We start from the raw sequence: 16,046 nt of genomic DNA on the forward strand, positions 1-16,046 counted from the left end.
CGACGGGTGGCGAATTCGCTCCGTCGCGTCCGGGGTTCGCCGCCGGGTCGACCGCCGGAATCGGCGAGCCGCCCCGGCTCCGACCGAGCGCGCGCACTCGGCGGCCCATTCGCGCGAATCCGGTGAATTGCGCTGCCGCCCGGCCGTGCGCCGGCCGACCCGGTTCGAGGCCGATCCCGGCCGGGGAATTCCCGCGCCTACCGCTACCCGACTTCGCCCAGCCGCCGGAAAGCGGCCGGCGCCAGCGGCGTCGCCGGCGCGGTGCGGCGGATCGGGCGCGGTTCGGCGATTTCCGGCGTCGGCGGGCGCAACCGGTCGTAATAGCCGTTCGCCAACGCGTGCAGCAGGTTCACCACGACGACCGCGGGCGCGACCACCGCGATCGCGCCGGGGAAGTTCGGCTCCAGCAGCAGCGCCAGGATGATCGCCGTCAGCCCGTTCTGCTGCCCGAGGCACAGCCGCGCCCGGTCGCCGCGCCACCGCCGGGGCAGCGTCAGCGCCCACGCCACGACGCCCTGCGACAGGAACGCCGCCGCGCCGAGCACCGCGCCGACACCCGCCAGCGCCCACGAGAACTCGGCCGCCAGCACCAGCCCCACGGCCGCGGTCGCGGCGAACATGCCGACCTCGGCCAGCCCGTCGACCCACCGCCCGAGGTCGGGCCGGAAGAACAAGCCGATCACCGCCAACGCCAGGAGCAGCGAGAACTGCACCGCCACGAACCCGACGGCCAGCACCGCGAGCACGAGCACCGCCCGCACGGCCCAGCGCCCCGCCCGCGCGCGGTCGCCCACCGGGACGCGCCGCCGCACCAGCCGCCACAGGGCGTACGCGCCGCCGGCCAGGGCGACGTTCAGGGCGAAGTCGACCGCGAACCCACCGAACCCGCCGACCGCGCCGCCGCGCAGCGCGAACGACGTGATGTACACCGTGAGCAGCACGGTGATCGGGTCGTCGAACGACGCCCACGCCGCCAGCAGGGCCTTCGCCGACGACGACATCCGCGACTTGCCCCGCATCGCCGCCACGGACAGCGGGTCGATCTGCGCGACCGCCACGGCCAGGATCAGGTGCCACGGCTCCCGGTACACCAGGAACATCACGCCGAAGATCAGCGCCACCTTCGCCAATACACCGAGGGTGACCGCGACGACTACCGTGCGAAACTGCTTGCGGAATTCCCCGAGTTCGATCCCGCTGGTGCTCGCGTACAATCCGAAGCCGAGCAGGGCGGTGATGAAGAACGCGTAAGCCGCGGATTCCTCGACTCCGCGCAGTTCCCACTGCCACGCCACGAACCAGCCCACGCCGAGGGCGACTAACAGCGCGACCGAACGGACAGCGGGCGTCACCATTCCACCGTAGGTAACCGCGCCGCGCGTTTCAAGGCCCGAATGGAGTGAGCCGTGCGGCCAAACCGGACATTCGATCATCCGCCTCACCGACCCTGGCCTGGTCCATGGTCACGCCCGCGACGTATTCCCCCGGACCGAGCCGGTAGTAATAGATCGCGCCCATCTCCACGTCCAGCACCATCCGCGCCAGCAGCCCGCCGACGGCCGGCCGCACCGCCCGGTTGAGCCTGGTCGCCAGGCCGCCCAGCTCGCGCGCGAACCCGAGGTAGAAGCGCCGGCGCGCCTCGACCGTGATCTGCTTGAAGAACGGGCCGAGCGCGGGGTGCTCCAGGTGGTCGACCATCGCCTGCACCTCGCCGCCCGCCACGTGCGCCACGAGGTGCAGGTCCCGCGCGCCCACCGCCGCCAGGCACTCCGCCAGCGCGCCCTCGCCCACCGACACGTGGGGCGCGAGCGGGCCCGCGCCCGCCGGCGGCTCGGGCGCGCCGAAGGTCTCCCACCCGCCGGGGTTGAGCGAGCCGAGGCTCAGCTCGGCCCGCAGGCCGGTGGCCAGCTCCGCGACCGCGCGGTCCGCCTCGTCCACCGCCGGGTGCCCGAACAGCGGGCCCGCGCCGGCGTGGTCGAGCACCAGGCCGACGACGTGCTCGGTCGGCACCACGGCGTCGCAGAACAGCGCGCCCTCCTCGGTGTGCAGCACGGTCCGGATCAGGCGGCCCGTGCGCGCCTCCCGCAGCGCCCGGTCGAGGGTCGTGGCCTGGAACGTCAGGTGCCGCCCCAGCCGCTTCAGCTCCTCGCGCCGGGTGCCGCCGGGCAGCGCGCCGGGCGGTGGCGGCGGGTCGCCGAGCGCGTCCACGCCGAAGTCGAACACCCCGTTGCTGTAGTGCGCGAGGTAGTGCAGCGCGGGTGTCTTGACGACCGCCGCGCGGCAGGCGTGCCGGGTGGTGTCGAACTCGGGGCCCAGGTGCTCGGCCTCCTCCTCGTGCAACTCCACGCTGTTCCCTCCTGCGCGCTCAGGTGTGCGGTACGTCGACGTCGCACTCGCGCCAGTCCTGGTCGGCCGGGTGCGCCGCGACCCGCAGGTTGTGCGCCGCCACGACCGTGTGCGGGTGGTCGGGGCCCAGGAACTCGACGCAGTCGGCGTGCGCCTCCGCGATCAGCACGGCCGCGCCGTCCACGTCGCCCGCCGCCGCGCGGACCCGCGCCTCGTCCACGGCGGCGGCCAGCGTCCACGGGTGCGTGTCGCCGAGCCGCGCGCGCAGCGCCTCCGCCGCCGCCGCGACGTGGTCGACCGCGCCGGCGTGGTCGCCCGCCGCGCCCAGCGCCAGGCCGAGCCCGAGCCGGCACAGCGCCGTGAACGGGTGGTCCTCCCGGATGCCCTCCAGCGCGCGGAAGCCGTCCAGGGCGGTCCGCGCCAGCTCCACCGCCAGCTCCGGGTCGCCGCCCACGCGCCGGTGGTCGGCGGAGAAGCTCAGCGCGCAGCCCAGCGTGTACGGGTGGTCGGGCCCGATGACCTCGCGGTAGTCCCGCAGCGCCTTCCCGGTGCGCTCCTTCGCCGCCCGCGTCCGCCCGGCGAGGCGCAGCGCGATGGCGTAGTTCCAGTGCACGCCGATCTGCGTCTGGTTCAGCTCGGGGCGCACGCTCTGGAGCTTCTGCGACGCGCCGAGCAGCGATTCCAGCGCCTCCGGGTAGCGGCCCAGCTCCCGCTGGTAGAGCCCGATCTGGGCGAGCGTGACCCAGGTGAACTCGTCGCCTTCGCCGAACAGCCGCCGCCGTCGGCTGAAGTTGTCCTCCTCCAGCGCGAGCGCGCCGGCCGCGTCACCGGACAGGAACATCGACGACGCCAGGTTGTTCGCCGCGCGGCGCGTGTCCGGGTGGTCCTCGCCGAGCACCATCCGCAGATTCTCCCAGGTCGACTGGTCCTCCACCAGCGCTTCCGCGAACAGGCCGAGACCGCGCAGGTCGCCGCCGCGACCGCGCGCGGTGATCAGCGGCTGCGGGTGCGTCAGGTCGAGGGCGCGGCGCTGCTGGGCCAGCGCGAGGTCGTCGAGCCGCAGCGCTTCCGCCGGTTCGCCCAGCACGCGGTGCACGTTGGCGAGCTGGGTGGCGAGCCGGTTGCGCAGCGGGTCGTCCGCGCCGAACCGCTCGGTCCACGACGTCAGCAGCTCGTGGCCGGGTTGCAGCGCGGCGCGCCGCACGCCCGCGCCGCCGTCGGTGAACAGGAACCGCACCTGGTTGACCAGCCAGCGCCGCACCTTCGGGTCGGCGCTGCGCACCGCGCCGGACGGGAACACGTGCCGCTGGAGCTCCTGGAACCGGGTGCGCCGGGTCGGCGACTTGTCCTCCACCTCGGTCGGCGCGTAGGCGGCGAGCGCGGCCAGCACGTCCGCCTGCCGCGCCTCCCGCTCCGGCGCGGGCATCCCGGCGCGCAGCGCCCGCTGCACGACCCGGTGCAGCCGCAGCGAGTACTGGTCGCCCCAGTCGACGCGGAACAGCCCGTGCCGCGCGCCCGCCCACAGCACCCGGTCGACCTCGCCCGCGTCCAGCTCCAGCGGCGCGGCGTCCACGCCGCCGACGGCCACCAGCCGCTCCAGGAAGGCGGGCGACCGCACCAGGCCGAGCGCGACGCCCTGCGGCGACAGGAACGCGCACAGCCGCGCGAGCAGCACCGCCACCCGGCCGGTCGCGTCCTCGCGCAGCGACTCGACCACGACGTCGACCACGCGCGCGACACCGTCCTTTTCGGACCGGCCGAGCCGGTCGAAGAAGGTGCGCACCGCCCACCCGGCCGCGTCGGCGTCCGTCGAGCCGGCGGCGCGCTCGGACCGCACGGCCTCGGCGAGCCACGCGGCGGCCAGGTCGAGCGCGAGCGGCAGGTGCCGCACCTCGGCCGCGACCCGGCGCGCGTCCACCGCGGTCAGGCCGCGCACGCGGTCCAGCAGCAGCGCGACGCTGTCCGCCGCGACCATCGGCGCCAGCTCCACCGACGGCGCGGCGGCGGAGTTCGAGGTGATCAGCACGTGTCCGGTCGAGCCCGGCGGCAGCAGGTCGGCGATCGCGTCGAGGTCGTCGGCGTTGTCGTAGACCAGCAGGAACCGGGCGTAGGACGGGTCGTTGGCCAGCCGGTCCAGCGCGGTCAGCGACCCGAAGTCGGTGGAGCCGGGCAGCCGCAGGCGCACCGCCAGCTCGGCCAGGCCCACCTGGACGGACTGCCGGTCCTGCGCCGACAGCCACCACACGGCGTCGTAGTCGGCGGAGAACCGGTAGGCGTACTCCAGGGCCAGCTCGCTCTTGCCGACGCCCGCCTCGCCGTTCAGCGTCACGACCGCGCGCTCGTCGCCCGCGTCGACGAACTCGTCGCGCAGCGCCTCGACGTCCTCGTCCCGACCGATGAAACCGCGGTGGCGCGGCGGCAGCCGGAACACCGCCGGGTCCGCGCCCGGCACGCGCATCGGCGCGTCGTGCGCGGTGCCGGGCCGGTCGATCAGGCCGAAGTGGCCGAGCAGCTTGGCGCTCAACGTCTCCGGCAGGTGCTCGTGCACCGACAGGCCGTCGTCGGACGGCTCGTCCTCGGCCAGCAGCAGCCGCAGCACCGCGACACCCGCGGGCAGCGCGACCTCGCGCAGGTGCGGCGAGACCAGCACCACCACGCCCGCGGGCACACCGCCCTCCCGGTCCAGCTCGGCGAGCGGCACGACCTGCGCGCCGGCGCGGGCCAGCTGGCCGCGCACCCAGTCGGCCCAGGGCCGGTCGGGCGGCGCGTGCACGACGGCCACCCGGTCCGCGTCGTCGGCGGCGGCGGCGAGCCCGAACACGCGGCGGTAGCGGGCGCGCAGCACGGACGGCACCGGCGGGCACGCGGTGACCGCGCCGCCGCTGACCGCCGCCGCCAGCCTGGCGTACTGCGCCTCCAGCGCGCCGCCGCCGCTCGGTTCCTCGGCCAGGATCGCGAGCAGCGGGTCGAACGCGTCGAACGGCCGGTACGGTATCTCCACCGTGCCGCCGTCCGGCACGCGTTTCGCCTGCCCCGCCAGCAGTTCGGCGAACGCCGCGTGGATCTGCGACCGGATGCGCCGCGCGCGGGACTGCTCGGCGTCGTCGAACAGCGTCGCCACCGGCACGACGTCGATGCGGATCGGCGCGCGCCTGCGCACCTGCGCGGCCAGGTCGGCGGCGTCCGCGATGGCCCTCGGGCGCGGCCGGAAGCACACCACGGCCAGCTCGCACAGCGTCGCGACCAGCGTCAGGGACTCCTCGACCGCGCCCGTCGGCGCGTCGATCAGCACCTGGTCGTAGTCCGATTCCGCCAGGCGGGACCGCAACTCCGCGATCGCGCCCGCGTCGCCGTGGCTCGTCTCCGGCCGCGGGCGGCCCGCCGCGTCGGTCGGCATCGGCGCCACCACGTCGATGTGGCCGGTCGCGTCCGGCAGGGGCAGCGCGAACCGCTCCACGACCGGCGGCGGTTCCTCGTCGCGGGCCGGGTCGGCGAGGTACGCGGCGAGCAGCGCGCGGCCGAGCCCGTCCGGCAAAGCCTGCCGCGACACCAGGAACGGCTCCAGGTACTCGCGCACGCGCGGCACCTCGGAACCCCAGTCCACCACCAGCACCCGCTGCCCCGCGCTGGACAGCACCCACGCCAGGTTCGCCACCGCGCTGGTGCGCCCGGTGCCGCCGGCGGCCGACAGGAACGCCGTCACACCGGTGTGGCCGTGCCCAGCGGGGCTGCTCATCGACTGCTCCAGATCGGCGGTGCGGTGGTGGGTCGCGCGGTGGCGCCCGCCCGCGGTGACGCGGACCACCGCGGTGGACGGGGCTACAGCGAGCTCTCGAACGCGGCGAACCGGTTCGGCATCTCCGCGTTCTCGGCGAGGATGCGGTGCAGGGCGGCGCGCAGCGCGGTGTCGGGCAGCTCCGCCACCCTGGCCAGGTCGATCCCGGTCACGTCGAGGAGTTCGGACTCCAGGACGGGTTCTTCAGCCATCTCGCCATACCCCCTCACCGCAAAGCTGCGGGTGCGTCCGCAGTGCGCCAACCCCATCCTAGTGCGAGGCAACGGGGAATGCGGGGAATCCTCCGATTGGCGGAAGTAGCGGCCGGGCCGATGTGTTTGGTTTGTCTGGGGCGGATGGATCGGGGGATCGATGGAAGCGCTGCCGTTCCGCCAGTTCGTGGTGAAGGTCCACGGCCGCTGCAACCTCGCCTGCGACTACTGCTACGTCTACGAACTGGCCGACCAGGGCTGGCGCTCCCGACCGCGCGCGATGTCGCCGCGAGTGGTCGCGCACACCGCCGAACGGGTGGCGCGGCACGTGCGCGCGCACGGGCTGTCCGAGGTGGAAGTCGTGCTGCACGGCGGTGAACCGCTCCTCGCCGGCCCGGCGGCGGTCGAGGGGCTGGTGCGCCGCTTCCGCGCGGCGGTGCCCGCGCGGGTGCGGTTCTCCGTGCAGACCAACGGAACCCTGCTCGACCGCGCTTTCCTGGCGTTGCTCGCACGACTGGACGTGCGGGTCGGGGTGAGCGTCGACGGCGTCGGGGAAACGCACGACCGGCACCGCGTGCGGCCCGACGGAACCGGCAGTTGGGCATCGGTCGAGTCGGGTTTGCGATTGCTGGCCGACGAGTTCCGCGCGGTGTACGGCGGTCTGTTGTGCGTGATCGACGTGCGCGCCGATCCGGTGCGCGCCTACGAGTCGCTGCGCGAATTCCGGCCGCCGGTGGTGGATTTCCTGCTGCCGCACGGCAACTGGGCCGCGCCGCCGCCGGCACGGGTCGCCGGGGCCCCCGAAACGCCTTACGCGGATTGGTTGACGGCGTTGTTCGACCACTGGTACCCGCGGCCGGGAACACGGGTCCGGTTGTTCGAGGAGTTGCTGAACGTGGTGCTGGGCGGGCGTTCCCGCGTCGAAGGCGTGGGATTGACGCCGAGCGCGCAGGTGGTGGTGGAAACGGACGGCGCGATTTCCGTGTCGGACATCCTGGCGTCCTCCTCGCCCGCCGCGGCGGCGACCGGTCTGCACGTGCTGCACGACGACTTCGACCGGGCGCTGGCCCTCCCGGAGGTCGTCGCGGCGCGGTCGGGGCGCGCCGGGCTGCCGGACGCCTGCCGGTCCTGCGCGGTGGTGGCGGCCTGCGGCGGCGGGCTGCGGGCCCACCGGTTCACCGGGGACGGTTTCGACCGCCCGTCGGTGTACTGCCCGGACCTGTACCGGTTGATCGCGCACGTGCGGGCGCGCGTGGCGGCCGACCTGGCGGAGCCGGCGTGACGGTGCGGCCGTGGCGGCTGTCCGCCGAGGACTTCGCCGCCCTGGCGCGGGGCGAGGGCGGCGCACGCGCCGTCCGGGCGCTGCGGCTGGCGCGGCGCAGCCGGACGTCGCTGCTGATCAGGATGATCGCCGCCGCGCCGGAGGCCCGCCCGGCGTACCGCCTGCTGGTGGACGCCGACCGCGCGTCGCCCTCGGCCGTGGCGGAGGTGCTGGACTACCCGTCGGTGGGCGCGTGGGCGACCCGGACGGCCCTGGCGCTGCGCCGCGGCTCGCCCGCGCGGCCGGTGGACCTCGCGTTCGTCGCCGCGGCGGCCGCGCTGCGGGCCGGTGTGCCGGCGCGGGTGGACCTGCCCGCGGTGGAGGTGTGCGCCCTGCCCTCGCTCGGCCTCGTCCACGACCCGCGCACGCTGGCCTACGAGCCGCTGCCCGAGGTGGACCTGGGCTCGCACGCGGTGCGCCTGGACGTGTGGGCGGGCGGTGGCGTGCCGCCGGGGTTGGCGGTCGCGACCCGGTTCGACCTGGAGCGGTGGCGGTCGGGGCTGGCCGGCGCGTGGGGCGTGCTGGAGCGCGACCACCCGGCGATGGCGGAGGAGTTCGCCGAGCTGGTTACCGTGCTGACGCCGATGCCGCCGTCGCCGACGGGCACGAGCAGCGCGACCGCGGCCGACGCGTTCGGCTGCGTGTTCCTGTCGCTGGCGCCGGACCCGGAGACGTTCGCGGTCACCCTCGCGCACGAGGCGCAGCACACCAAGCTGGTGGCGCTGATGGACCTGTTCCCGCTGCTGGTGCCCGACCGGCGGGAGATCTTCTACGCGCCGTGGCGGGAGGACCCCCGGCCGCTGGCGGGGCTGCTGCACGGCACCTACGCCCACCTGGGCGTGGCGGCGTTCTGGCGCGCGCGGCGCGGGCTGCACGCGCAGACCGAGTACGCGCGCTGGCGGTCCGCCGCGCTGACCACCGCCGAGACGCTGCTGTCCAGCGGGAAGCTGACCCCGACCGGGCACACCTTCGTGACGGGGATGGCGGAGGTGCTGCGGCGGTGGTGCGCCGAACCGGTCCACCCGGACGCGGCGGCCCGCGCGGCGGAGGAGGCCGCCGCGCACCGCTCGCGCTGGCAGGCGAGGGTGGCCGACCCACGCTGACGGGCACGACGTCCCGCCCACCCGTCGCGTGGTCCGCACCGGCCACGACGCCCGCCCGGCCGCCACGAGAACCGCACGGGGCCGACGACGGCCCGCACGCGCGGAGGTGTCCCCCCGGCACCGCCCGACCCGCGAACCACCGGCCACGACGCCCCCTGCCACCACGACACCCCCCGGACCGCCGCGCGCCGGGGTGTCGCTCCCGACACCGCCGCGACTCGCCGGGCGCGGTCCACGGGCGCGGGTGACCGGCCCGCGATACTGCCCGCCATGCTCAACGCCGACGGCCGGTTGGTGCACTCCCCGGCGGACCTGGTGGACCTGCTGGAGTGCGCGCACCGCAGCCGCCTCACCCTGGCGGCGGCCCGCGGGCTGCCGGGCGCGCCGCGCCCGGACGCCGGCCGGGACACCCTGGCCGCCCGGCACGGCATCGCGCACGAGCTGGCCGTCCTGGAGCGGTTCAAGGCGCGGGGCGACGTGGTGGAGATCGCCCAGCCGCCGCCGGACCACGAGGCGCTGACGCGGGCCGCGCTGGCGACGCGGCGGGCCATCGACGCCGGCGCGCCGGTGATCTACCAGGGCGTCTTCTACGCCGACGGTTTCGTCGGCCGCGCGGACTTCCTGGTGCGCACCGACCGCGGGTACGAGCCGCACGACGCCAAGCTCGCCCGGCACGCGACGCCGGGTGCGGTCGTGCAGCTGACGGCCTACGCGGGCGCGCTGGGCGTCGACGCCGGGCCGGGGATGCGCCTGCTGCTGGGCGACGGCGGCGTCCGGACGTTCCGGGTGGCCGACTTCCTGCCGCTGGTGCGCGACCTCCAGCACCGGCTGCGGGAGCGCACCGCCGGCACCCCCACCCTGCCGGAGCGGCTGTGGGACGACGAGCGGCCCGCGTGCGCGACCTGCCGGTTCGCGCGGCACTGCGCGGACGGCCGGGCACGGGACCGCGACCTGTCGCTGGTCGCGGGCATCCGGGCCGACCAGCGGCGCAAGCTCGTGGCGGCCGGGCTGGGCACGATCGACGCGCTGGCGAACGCGACCGCGCGGGAGCGGCCGTCGACCATGTCCGCCGCCACGTTCACCGGCCTGCGCGCGCAGGCCGCGTTGCAGGTCGTCCAGGACGTCTCGCGCACGGCCGACGACCCGGTCGGCAAGGTCGCGTACGAGGTCGTCGCGCCGGAAGCGCTGGCCGAGCTGCCCGCGCCCAGTCCGGGCGACCTGTTCTTCGACATGGAGGGCGACCCGTACGCGCTCGACGGCGAGGGGCTGGAGTACCTGTTCGGGGTGGTGACGCCGGACGAGGCGTTCACGCCGTTCTGGGCGCACACCCGGCCGCAGGAGAAGGCCGCGTTCGAGCGGTTCGTGGACTTCGCGGTGGCGCGGCTGGCCGAGCACCCCGGAGCGCACGTCTACCACTACGCGCCCTACGAGGTGAACGCGCTGAAGCGGCTCGCCGCGCTGCACGGCACGCGCGAGGAGGCCGTGGACCACCTGCTGCGGTCCGGGGCGCTGGTGGACTTGTACGCCGTGGTGCGAAAGGCGTTGCGGGTGTCGCAGCGGTCGTACTCGATCAAGTACCTGGAGCCGCTGTACATGCCGTCGGCGCGGGACGGCGACGTGACCACCGCCGCGTCCAGCATCGAGGCGTACGAGGAGTTCCTGACGCTGACCGGGGCCGGGGACGTGGCCCGCGCGGAGGAGGTGCTCGACGGCATCGCGGAGTACAACGCGTACGACTGCGTCTCCACCCGCCGGCTGTACCGGTTCCTGCTGGAGGTGCGGGACGAGGCGGGCATCGAGCCGCACGTGCCCGAGGTGTCCTTCGTGGACGAGGTCGAGGACGAGGTGGCGGCGCGGCGGCGGGCCGAGCGCGCCGAGCGGATCGCCGCCGTGGTCGACCCGCTGCTGGCGGGGCTGCCGGACAACCCGGCCGACCACTCACCCGACGACCGGGCGCGGGCGCTGCTCGCGGCGGCGGTCGGCTACCACCGGCGCGAGACGAACCCCGCCTGGTGGGACTTCTTCCGGCAGGTGGCCGCGCCGCTGTCGGAGCTGGAGTCCGACGGCGCGTGCGCGGTGCCGGTGTCGGTGCGGGCGGAGGACTGGGCGATGCCGTCCGGCCGCGTGCGCAAGGCCAAGCGGGAGGTGCGGGTGCGGTGCGACCCGGACCGCCCGCACCCGTTCGCGGCGGGCGACCAGGTGCGGCTGCTGTACCCCGGCACGCCGAACCGCACGCGCGACGCCGTCGTGCTCGGCGAGTCCGCGGAGGACATCGCGCTGCTGGAGAGCGCGGCACCGGACGACGTCGACGGCGACCGGCCGGTGGCGGTGCTGCCGGGCAGCCCGGTTCGGCCCTCGCCCAAGGACGAGGCGGTGTACGAGCTGGCCCGCGCGGTGGTGGACGGCCTGCCCGAGCTGCCGCCGCACCCCGGCGTCGACCTGGTCCGGCGCACGCCGCCGCGGGTGGGCGGCGCGCTGCCGCGCACGGGCGACGTCATCGCCGACGTGATCGCCGCGGTCGACGCGCTGGAGGGGTCGACGCTGGCCGTGCAGGGCCCGCCGGGCGCGGGCAAGACCTACCTCGCCGGGCGGCTCATCGCGCACCTGGTGCGCGGCGGGCGTTCCGTCGGGGTGACGTCGAACAGCCACAAGGCCGTGGAGAACGTGCTCGCCGCGGCGCAGGCGGCCGGGCGCGCGTCGGGTGTGCCGATCCCGACCGCCAAACGGCCCAAGGGCGCTCCGGCGAAGGACTGCTCCTGGGAGCAGCCGAAGGACAACGCGGCACTGATCCGCTGGCGGCACGACCAGGGCGCGGGGCACCTCGTCGGCGGCACCGCGTGGACGTTCGCCAACGCCGCGCTGCGCGAGCGGCCGTTCGACGTGCTGATCGTGGACGAGGCCGGGCAGTTCGCGCTGGCGGACGCGCTGGCGGTGTCGACGTGCGCGCGGAACCTGGTGCTGCTGGGCGATCCGCAGCAGCTACCGCAGGTGGTGCAGGGCACGCACCCGGCGGGCGCGGACGCGTCCGCCCTGGGGCACCTCATCGGCGACGCGGACGTGATCCCGGCCGAGCTGGGGTACTTCCTCGACCAGACCCGCCGGATGCACCCCGACGTGTGCGAGCCCGTGTCGCGGCTGTCCTACGCCGGGCTGCTCGGCGCGCACCCCAGCACGGCGTCGCGCGGGATCTCGGGGCTGGCGTCCGGTGTGTACGTGCACGAGGTGGAGCACCGGCACAACACCACCAGCTCGCCCGAGGAGGCGCGGGCCGTGGTGGACGTCGTGCGGTCGCTGATGGGTCGCATGTGGACGGACGGGCCGGGCGCGCGTGCGCTGGACGACTCGGACGTGCTCGTCGTCGCGCCGTACAACATGCAGGTGCGGCTGGTGCGGCGCGAGCTGGAGCGCGCCGGCTACGAGCACGTCCGGGTCGGCACGGTGGACCGGTTCCAGGGGCAGGAGGCGCCGGTGGTCGTCACCACCATGACGTCGTCCGCGGCGGTGGACCTGCCGCGCGGCCTGGACTTCCTGCTGTCGCGCAACCGGTTGAACGTGGCGCTGTCGCGTGCGCAGGGCGTGGCCGTCGTGGTGTGCTCGCCGCGGCTGGTCGAGGCCGACATCCGCGGTGTGGACCAGCTCCGGCTGGTGTCCGGGATGGTCGGGCTGGTGGCCGACGCCCGCCCGTGGCCCATCGACGGCATCTATGCCCAACCGCTATGACCCCATCCGGTCATCTGCTCTTAACGTGAACAACCACGAGAACCTTCTCCCCCTGCACCGAAGGAGATCGTGTGACCGGCAAGTTCGTACGCCTCGTCCTCGGGGCGCTGTGCACGTCCCTCGCCCTCGTGGGCACCAGCCTGTCCGCGACGGCGGCGCCCGGCGCGCCGTCGGCCTTGGCCAGGACCGTCTACTACAGCGCCTCCGGCTACTCGGCGGAAGCCGACCAGGCCGCGCAGATCTGGAACTCCAGGGTGCCCAACCTGCGGCTCGTCCGCGGTGGGAACGCCACGATCCGGATCTCCGCGACCAACGGCGGCGGCTCCCGCGCCTACCCCTGCGGGCTCGGGTGCGCCACGATCTACATCGACAACCGCGACGTCGCGGCGGGCAACTACGCGTTGCGGATCGTGGCGCACGAGATCGGGCACGGCCTGGGGTTGCCCGACACGTACAACGGCATCTGCTCGTACCTGATGTCGGGCGGCAGCGCGGGCACGTCCTGCCGCAACGTGAACCCGAACGCCCAGGAGGCGAACCGGGTGAACCAGCTCTTCGCCGGCCGCGGCGTCGCCGCCGCGGGCACCCCCGACGTCTACGCGAGGGGCTGACCGCCGGGGGCGGTGGCGGGCCCGCACTCCCCGCCACCGCCCGCGGGAGGACCACCCGGTCGGCGGCCTGAGCTCGGCGGCCGGGGTCGCCGACCGGGTGGTCCGACGAGCGGGTCGGACGGGCTCACCGCCCGTCCGGCCCGCTCGTGCCCGTGGTCCGGGTCGGATCTCGGGCAGGCCGGGCGGGTTGGCCTCAGCTCTCGGGCAGGCCGGGCGGGTTGATCTCGGACTTCGCCACCGCCTCGTCCGCGAGCCCCCAGCGGTCCAGCACCTCGGCGTACTTGCCGTTCTTGATCACGTGGTCGAGGGCTTCCGCCACGGGCTCGACCAGCCCGCTGCCCTTCTTGGTGGTCGCGGCGATCTTGCCGGGCAGCTCGCCGCCGCCACCGGAGAACGTGCCGATGACCTCGGTCTTCCCGGACGTCACCACGTGGTAGGCGGAGAGCGGGTTCGGGCCCAGGTACGCCTCGATCCGACCGGACTCCAGGGCCAGGTAGTAGTCCGAGGCGTTCTGGAAGTACTTGATGTCGGTGGGCGGCAGTCCCGCGGCCTCGTTCTGCCTGCTCCACGCCACCAGGATCTTCTCCTGGTTGGTGCCCGAGCCGACCGCGATCGTCCGGCCCGCCACGTCCTCCGGTTTCGTCACCCGCCACGTCCCGCCCTTGCGCGCCTCGAAGGCGAGCGTGTCGAGGCGGTAGGTGGCGAAGTCGTACTTCTCCTTGCGCGCCTCGGTGACGGTGATGTTCGACAGGCCCAGCGGGTACGCGCCGCTGTCCAGGCCCACGAACAGGTTCTCCCAGGACGTCACCTCCAGTTGCGGCTCCAGCCCCAGGACACCGGCGATGAGGACCGCGATGTCGGCCTCCACGCCGATGACGGTCCGGTCGTCGTCGGCGTAGAAGCGCAGCGGCGGCGCGGTGCCGGACGACCCGGCGACGACGAGCCTGCCGGTGGCGCGGATCGACTCGGGCACCTTCGCGGCGATCGCGTCGACCTTCTCGGCAGTCACGCGGTTCTGGTCCGGGCCGAGGTTGACGGTCCGGCCGCCGGCCACGACCTCGCTGCCGTCCACCGCGCCGCCGGCGCCGCCGCACGCCGCCAGCGCCAGGGCTGCCACCGTGAGCGCGGCGGCGGTTCTCCATGCGGGCAAGGGTCTTCCTCTCAGAGCACTTTGGACAGGAACGCGCGCGTGCGCGGGTGTTGCGGCGCGTCGAGCACGACGCCGGGCGGGCCCTGCTCGACGACGACACCGCCGTCCAGGAACACGACGGTGTCGGCCACCTCGCGGGCGAAGCCGATCTCGTGCGTCACCACGATCATCGTGGTGCCGCCCGCGGCCAGGTCCTTGACCACGTCGAGCACCTCGCCGACCAGCTCGGGGTCCAGGGCGGACGTCGGCTCGTCGAACAGCAGCACCTTGGGTTCGAGCGCCAGGGCGCGGGCGATGGCCACGCGCTGCTGCTGGCCGCCGGACAGCTGACGCGGGTAGGCGTCGCCCTTGTCCGCCAGGCCGACGCGCGCCAGCAGCGCGCGGGCGCGGGCACGCGCCTCGGCCACGGGCTGCCGCCGCGCCGAGACCGGGGCCTCGGTGACGTTCTCCAGGACGGTGAGGTGGGGGAACAGGTTGAAGTTCTGGAAGACGAACCCGATGTGCGTCCGCTGCTTGAGGATCTCCCGCTCGCGCAGCTCGTGCAGCTTGTCGCCCGAGCGGCGGTAGCCGACGAGTTCGCCGTCGATGGCGACCAGCCCCCGGTCCACCTTCTCCAGGTGGTTGATGGCGCGCAGCAGCGTGGACTTGCCCGAGCCGGACGGACCCAGGACGACCACCACCTCGCCGGTGCGCACGACGAGGTCCACGCCGCGCAGGACCTCGTTGCCGCCGAAGGACTTGTGGATGCCCCGCAGGTCCACCATCACCTCGCCCACTTCCGACCCCCCTTGTCGCGCGTGGCGCCCTTGGCGTAGCGCTTCTCCACGTAGTGCTGGACGATCGACAGCAGGGTGGTCAGCACGATGTACCAGGCGGTCGCGACCATGAGCAGCGCGACGACCCGCGCGTTGCGCCCGTAGATGACCTGGACCTGGTAGAACAGCTCGCCGATGGCCACCACGGACACGATGGACGTGCCCTTGAACAGGCTGATGACCTCGTTCGCGGCGTTCGGCAGGATCGAGCGCATCGCCTGCGGCAGGACGATCCGGCGGAACTGGCGGTGGCGCGGGATGCCCAGCGCCGCCGCCGCCTCCAGCTGGCCGTGGTCGACGGAGATGATGCCGGAGCGCACGATCTCGGCCGCGTACGCCGCCTGGTGCAGGCCGAGCCCGAGCACGGCCGCGCCCAGCGGGCTGATCAGGTCCTTGGTCGGCACGCCGAAGAACGACGGTCCGAACGGGATGCCGAAGTGCAGCTCCTCGTACAGGTACGCGATGTTGAACCAGAACAGCAGCTGCACGATCAGCGGGATGGACCGGAACGCCCAGATGTAGGTCCACGACACGGCGGCCAGGAACCTGCTGCGGGACAGCCGCATCAGCGCGAGCACGATGCCCAGCGCGAACCCGATCGCCGTGCCGTACGCGGTGAGCTCCAGCGTCACGCCGACGGCGCGCAGGATCGACTCGGCGGTGAAGTACCGGGCGAACGTCGGCCAGTCCCAGCCCGGATTGGTGGCCAGGCCGTGGACGAACTGGGCGACCAGGACGAGCACCACGGCGATGCCGACCCACCGCCACGGGTGGCGGGCGGGCACTACCCGCAGCCGTGACAGGTCGTCGTCCGGCGCGCGGGTGCCGGCGCCGCCGCGGCTGGGCCGGGCGGTGTCCGGAACGCTCACGGTGGGGTCCGAAACGCTCATGGTGGCGTCCTTCGGGAAGCCCGCCGCGCGGGACGGCGGCGGGTGCGGTGTGGTGGCGGAGGTGGCGGCCGAGGTGGTGGCGGCGCTCGTGACGCGACCGGCG

At 74.6% G+C, this 16,046-nt stretch carries 11 protein-coding genes; 4 read left to right on the forward strand and 7 right to left on the reverse strand.

Annotation, left to right across the window (positions count from 1 at the left end; all coding sequences use genetic code 11):
- Positions 1–203: 203 nt before the first annotated feature.
- The 4 genes from C8E97_RS25735 to fxsA form a co-directional block, all read right to left on the reverse strand.
- Positions 204–1,352, reverse strand: a complete 1,149-nt coding sequence (locus C8E97_RS25735) for a hypothetical protein (RefSeq protein WP_147455231.1) — start codon at positions 1,350–1,352, stop codon at positions 204–206.
- Positions 1,353–1,383: 31 nt separating this feature from the next.
- Positions 1,384–2,346, reverse strand: a complete 963-nt coding sequence (locus tag C8E97_RS36600) for a hypothetical protein (protein ID WP_121008029.1) — start codon at positions 2,344–2,346, stop codon at positions 1,384–1,386.
- A 19-nt stretch (positions 2,347–2,365) separates the two neighbouring features.
- Complete coding sequence (gene fxsT / locus C8E97_RS25745) at positions 2,366–6,082, reverse strand: FxSxx-COOH system tetratricopeptide repeat protein (RefSeq protein ID WP_147455232.1); 3,717 nt, start codon at positions 6,080–6,082, stop codon at positions 2,366–2,368.
- Positions 6,083–6,165: 83 nt separating this feature from the next.
- Positions 6,166–6,333, reverse strand: coding sequence for an FxSxx-COOH cyclophane-containing RiPP peptide (gene fxsA, locus C8E97_RS25750; RefSeq protein ID WP_170211993.1), 168 nt, complete (start codon positions 6,331–6,333; stop codon positions 6,166–6,168).
- Between the two features lie 160 nt (positions 6,334–6,493).
- Between fxsA and C8E97_RS25755 the strand changes: the two genes are divergently transcribed.
- From C8E97_RS25755 to C8E97_RS25770, 4 genes are all read left to right on the forward strand, one after another.
- Entirely contained in the window at positions 6,494–7,615 is a 1,122-nt protein-coding gene (locus C8E97_RS25755; RefSeq protein WP_121008032.1) for an FxsB family cyclophane-forming radical SAM/SPASM peptide maturase, read from the forward strand.
- Positions 7,612–8,757 (forward strand): aKG-HExxH-type peptide beta-hydroxylase, encoded by a 1,146-nt coding sequence (locus C8E97_RS25760; RefSeq protein ID WP_170211994.1) that lies wholly within the window; start codon positions 7,612–7,614, stop codon positions 8,755–8,757. Before C8E97_RS25755 ends, C8E97_RS25760 begins: the two co-directional genes overlap by 4 nt.
- 270 nt (positions 8,758–9,027) lie before the next feature.
- Complete coding sequence (locus C8E97_RS25765; protein ID WP_121008034.1) at positions 9,028–12,477, forward strand: TM0106 family RecB-like putative nuclease; 3,450 nt, start codon at positions 9,028–9,030, stop codon at positions 12,475–12,477.
- Positions 12,478–12,548: 71 nt separating this feature from the next.
- The gene (locus C8E97_RS25770) at positions 12,549–13,088 is read left to right on the forward strand and encodes a snapalysin family zinc-dependent metalloprotease (protein ID WP_121008035.1); all 540 of its coding nucleotides are present in this window, start codon (positions 12,549–12,551) and stop codon (positions 13,086–13,088) included.
- 193 nt (positions 13,089–13,281) lie between these two features.
- Here C8E97_RS25770 and C8E97_RS25775 read toward each other — a convergent pair whose 3' ends face one another.
- Genes C8E97_RS25775 through C8E97_RS25785 form a run of 3 tightly spaced genes read right to left on the reverse strand, consistent with a single transcriptional unit; the run spans position 13,282 to position 15,943 of the window.
- Entirely contained in the window at positions 13,282–14,238 is a 957-nt protein-coding gene (locus tag C8E97_RS25775; RefSeq protein WP_121008036.1) for an ABC transporter substrate-binding protein, read from the reverse strand.
- A gap of 11 nt (positions 14,239–14,249) precedes the next feature.
- Positions 14,250–15,002, reverse strand: a complete 753-nt coding sequence (locus C8E97_RS25780; protein ID WP_170212156.1) for an amino acid ABC transporter ATP-binding protein — start codon at positions 15,000–15,002, stop codon at positions 14,250–14,252.
- The gene (locus C8E97_RS25785; protein ID WP_121012376.1) at positions 15,002–15,943 is read right to left on the reverse strand and encodes an amino acid ABC transporter permease; all 942 of its coding nucleotides are present in this window, start codon (positions 15,941–15,943) and stop codon (positions 15,002–15,004) included. Before C8E97_RS25785 ends, C8E97_RS25780 begins: the two co-directional genes overlap by 1 nt.
- Positions 15,944–16,046 lie beyond the last annotated feature (103 nt).

The sequence above is a fragment of the Saccharothrix australiensis genome (assembly GCF_003634935.1).
Lineage (GTDB): Bacteria > Actinomycetota > Actinomycetes > Mycobacteriales > Pseudonocardiaceae > Actinosynnema > Actinosynnema australiense.

Coding starts and splice junctions, on each gene's coding strand:
- C8E97_RS25755 (WP_121008032.1), top strand. CDS start 6,494: ATGGAAGCGCTGCCGTTCCGCCAGTTCGTGGTGAAGGTCCACGGCCGC.
- C8E97_RS25765 (WP_121008034.1), top strand. CDS start 9,028: ATGCTCAACGCCGACGGCCGGTTGGTGCACTCCCCGGCGGACCTGGTG.
- C8E97_RS25785 (WP_121012376.1), bottom strand. CDS start 15,943: ATGAGCGTTTCGGACCCCACCGTGAGCGTTCCGGACACCGCCCGGCCC.
- C8E97_RS25780 (WP_170212156.1), bottom strand. CDS start 15,002: ATGGTGGACCTGCGGGGCATCCACAAGTCCTTCGGCGGCAACGAGGTC.
- fxsA (WP_170211993.1), bottom strand. CDS start 6,333: ATGGCTGAAGAACCCGTCCTGGAGTCCGAACTCCTCGACGTGACCGGG.
- fxsT (WP_147455232.1), bottom strand. CDS start 6,082: ATGAGCAGCCCCGCTGGGCACGGCCACACCGGTGTGACGGCGTTCCTG.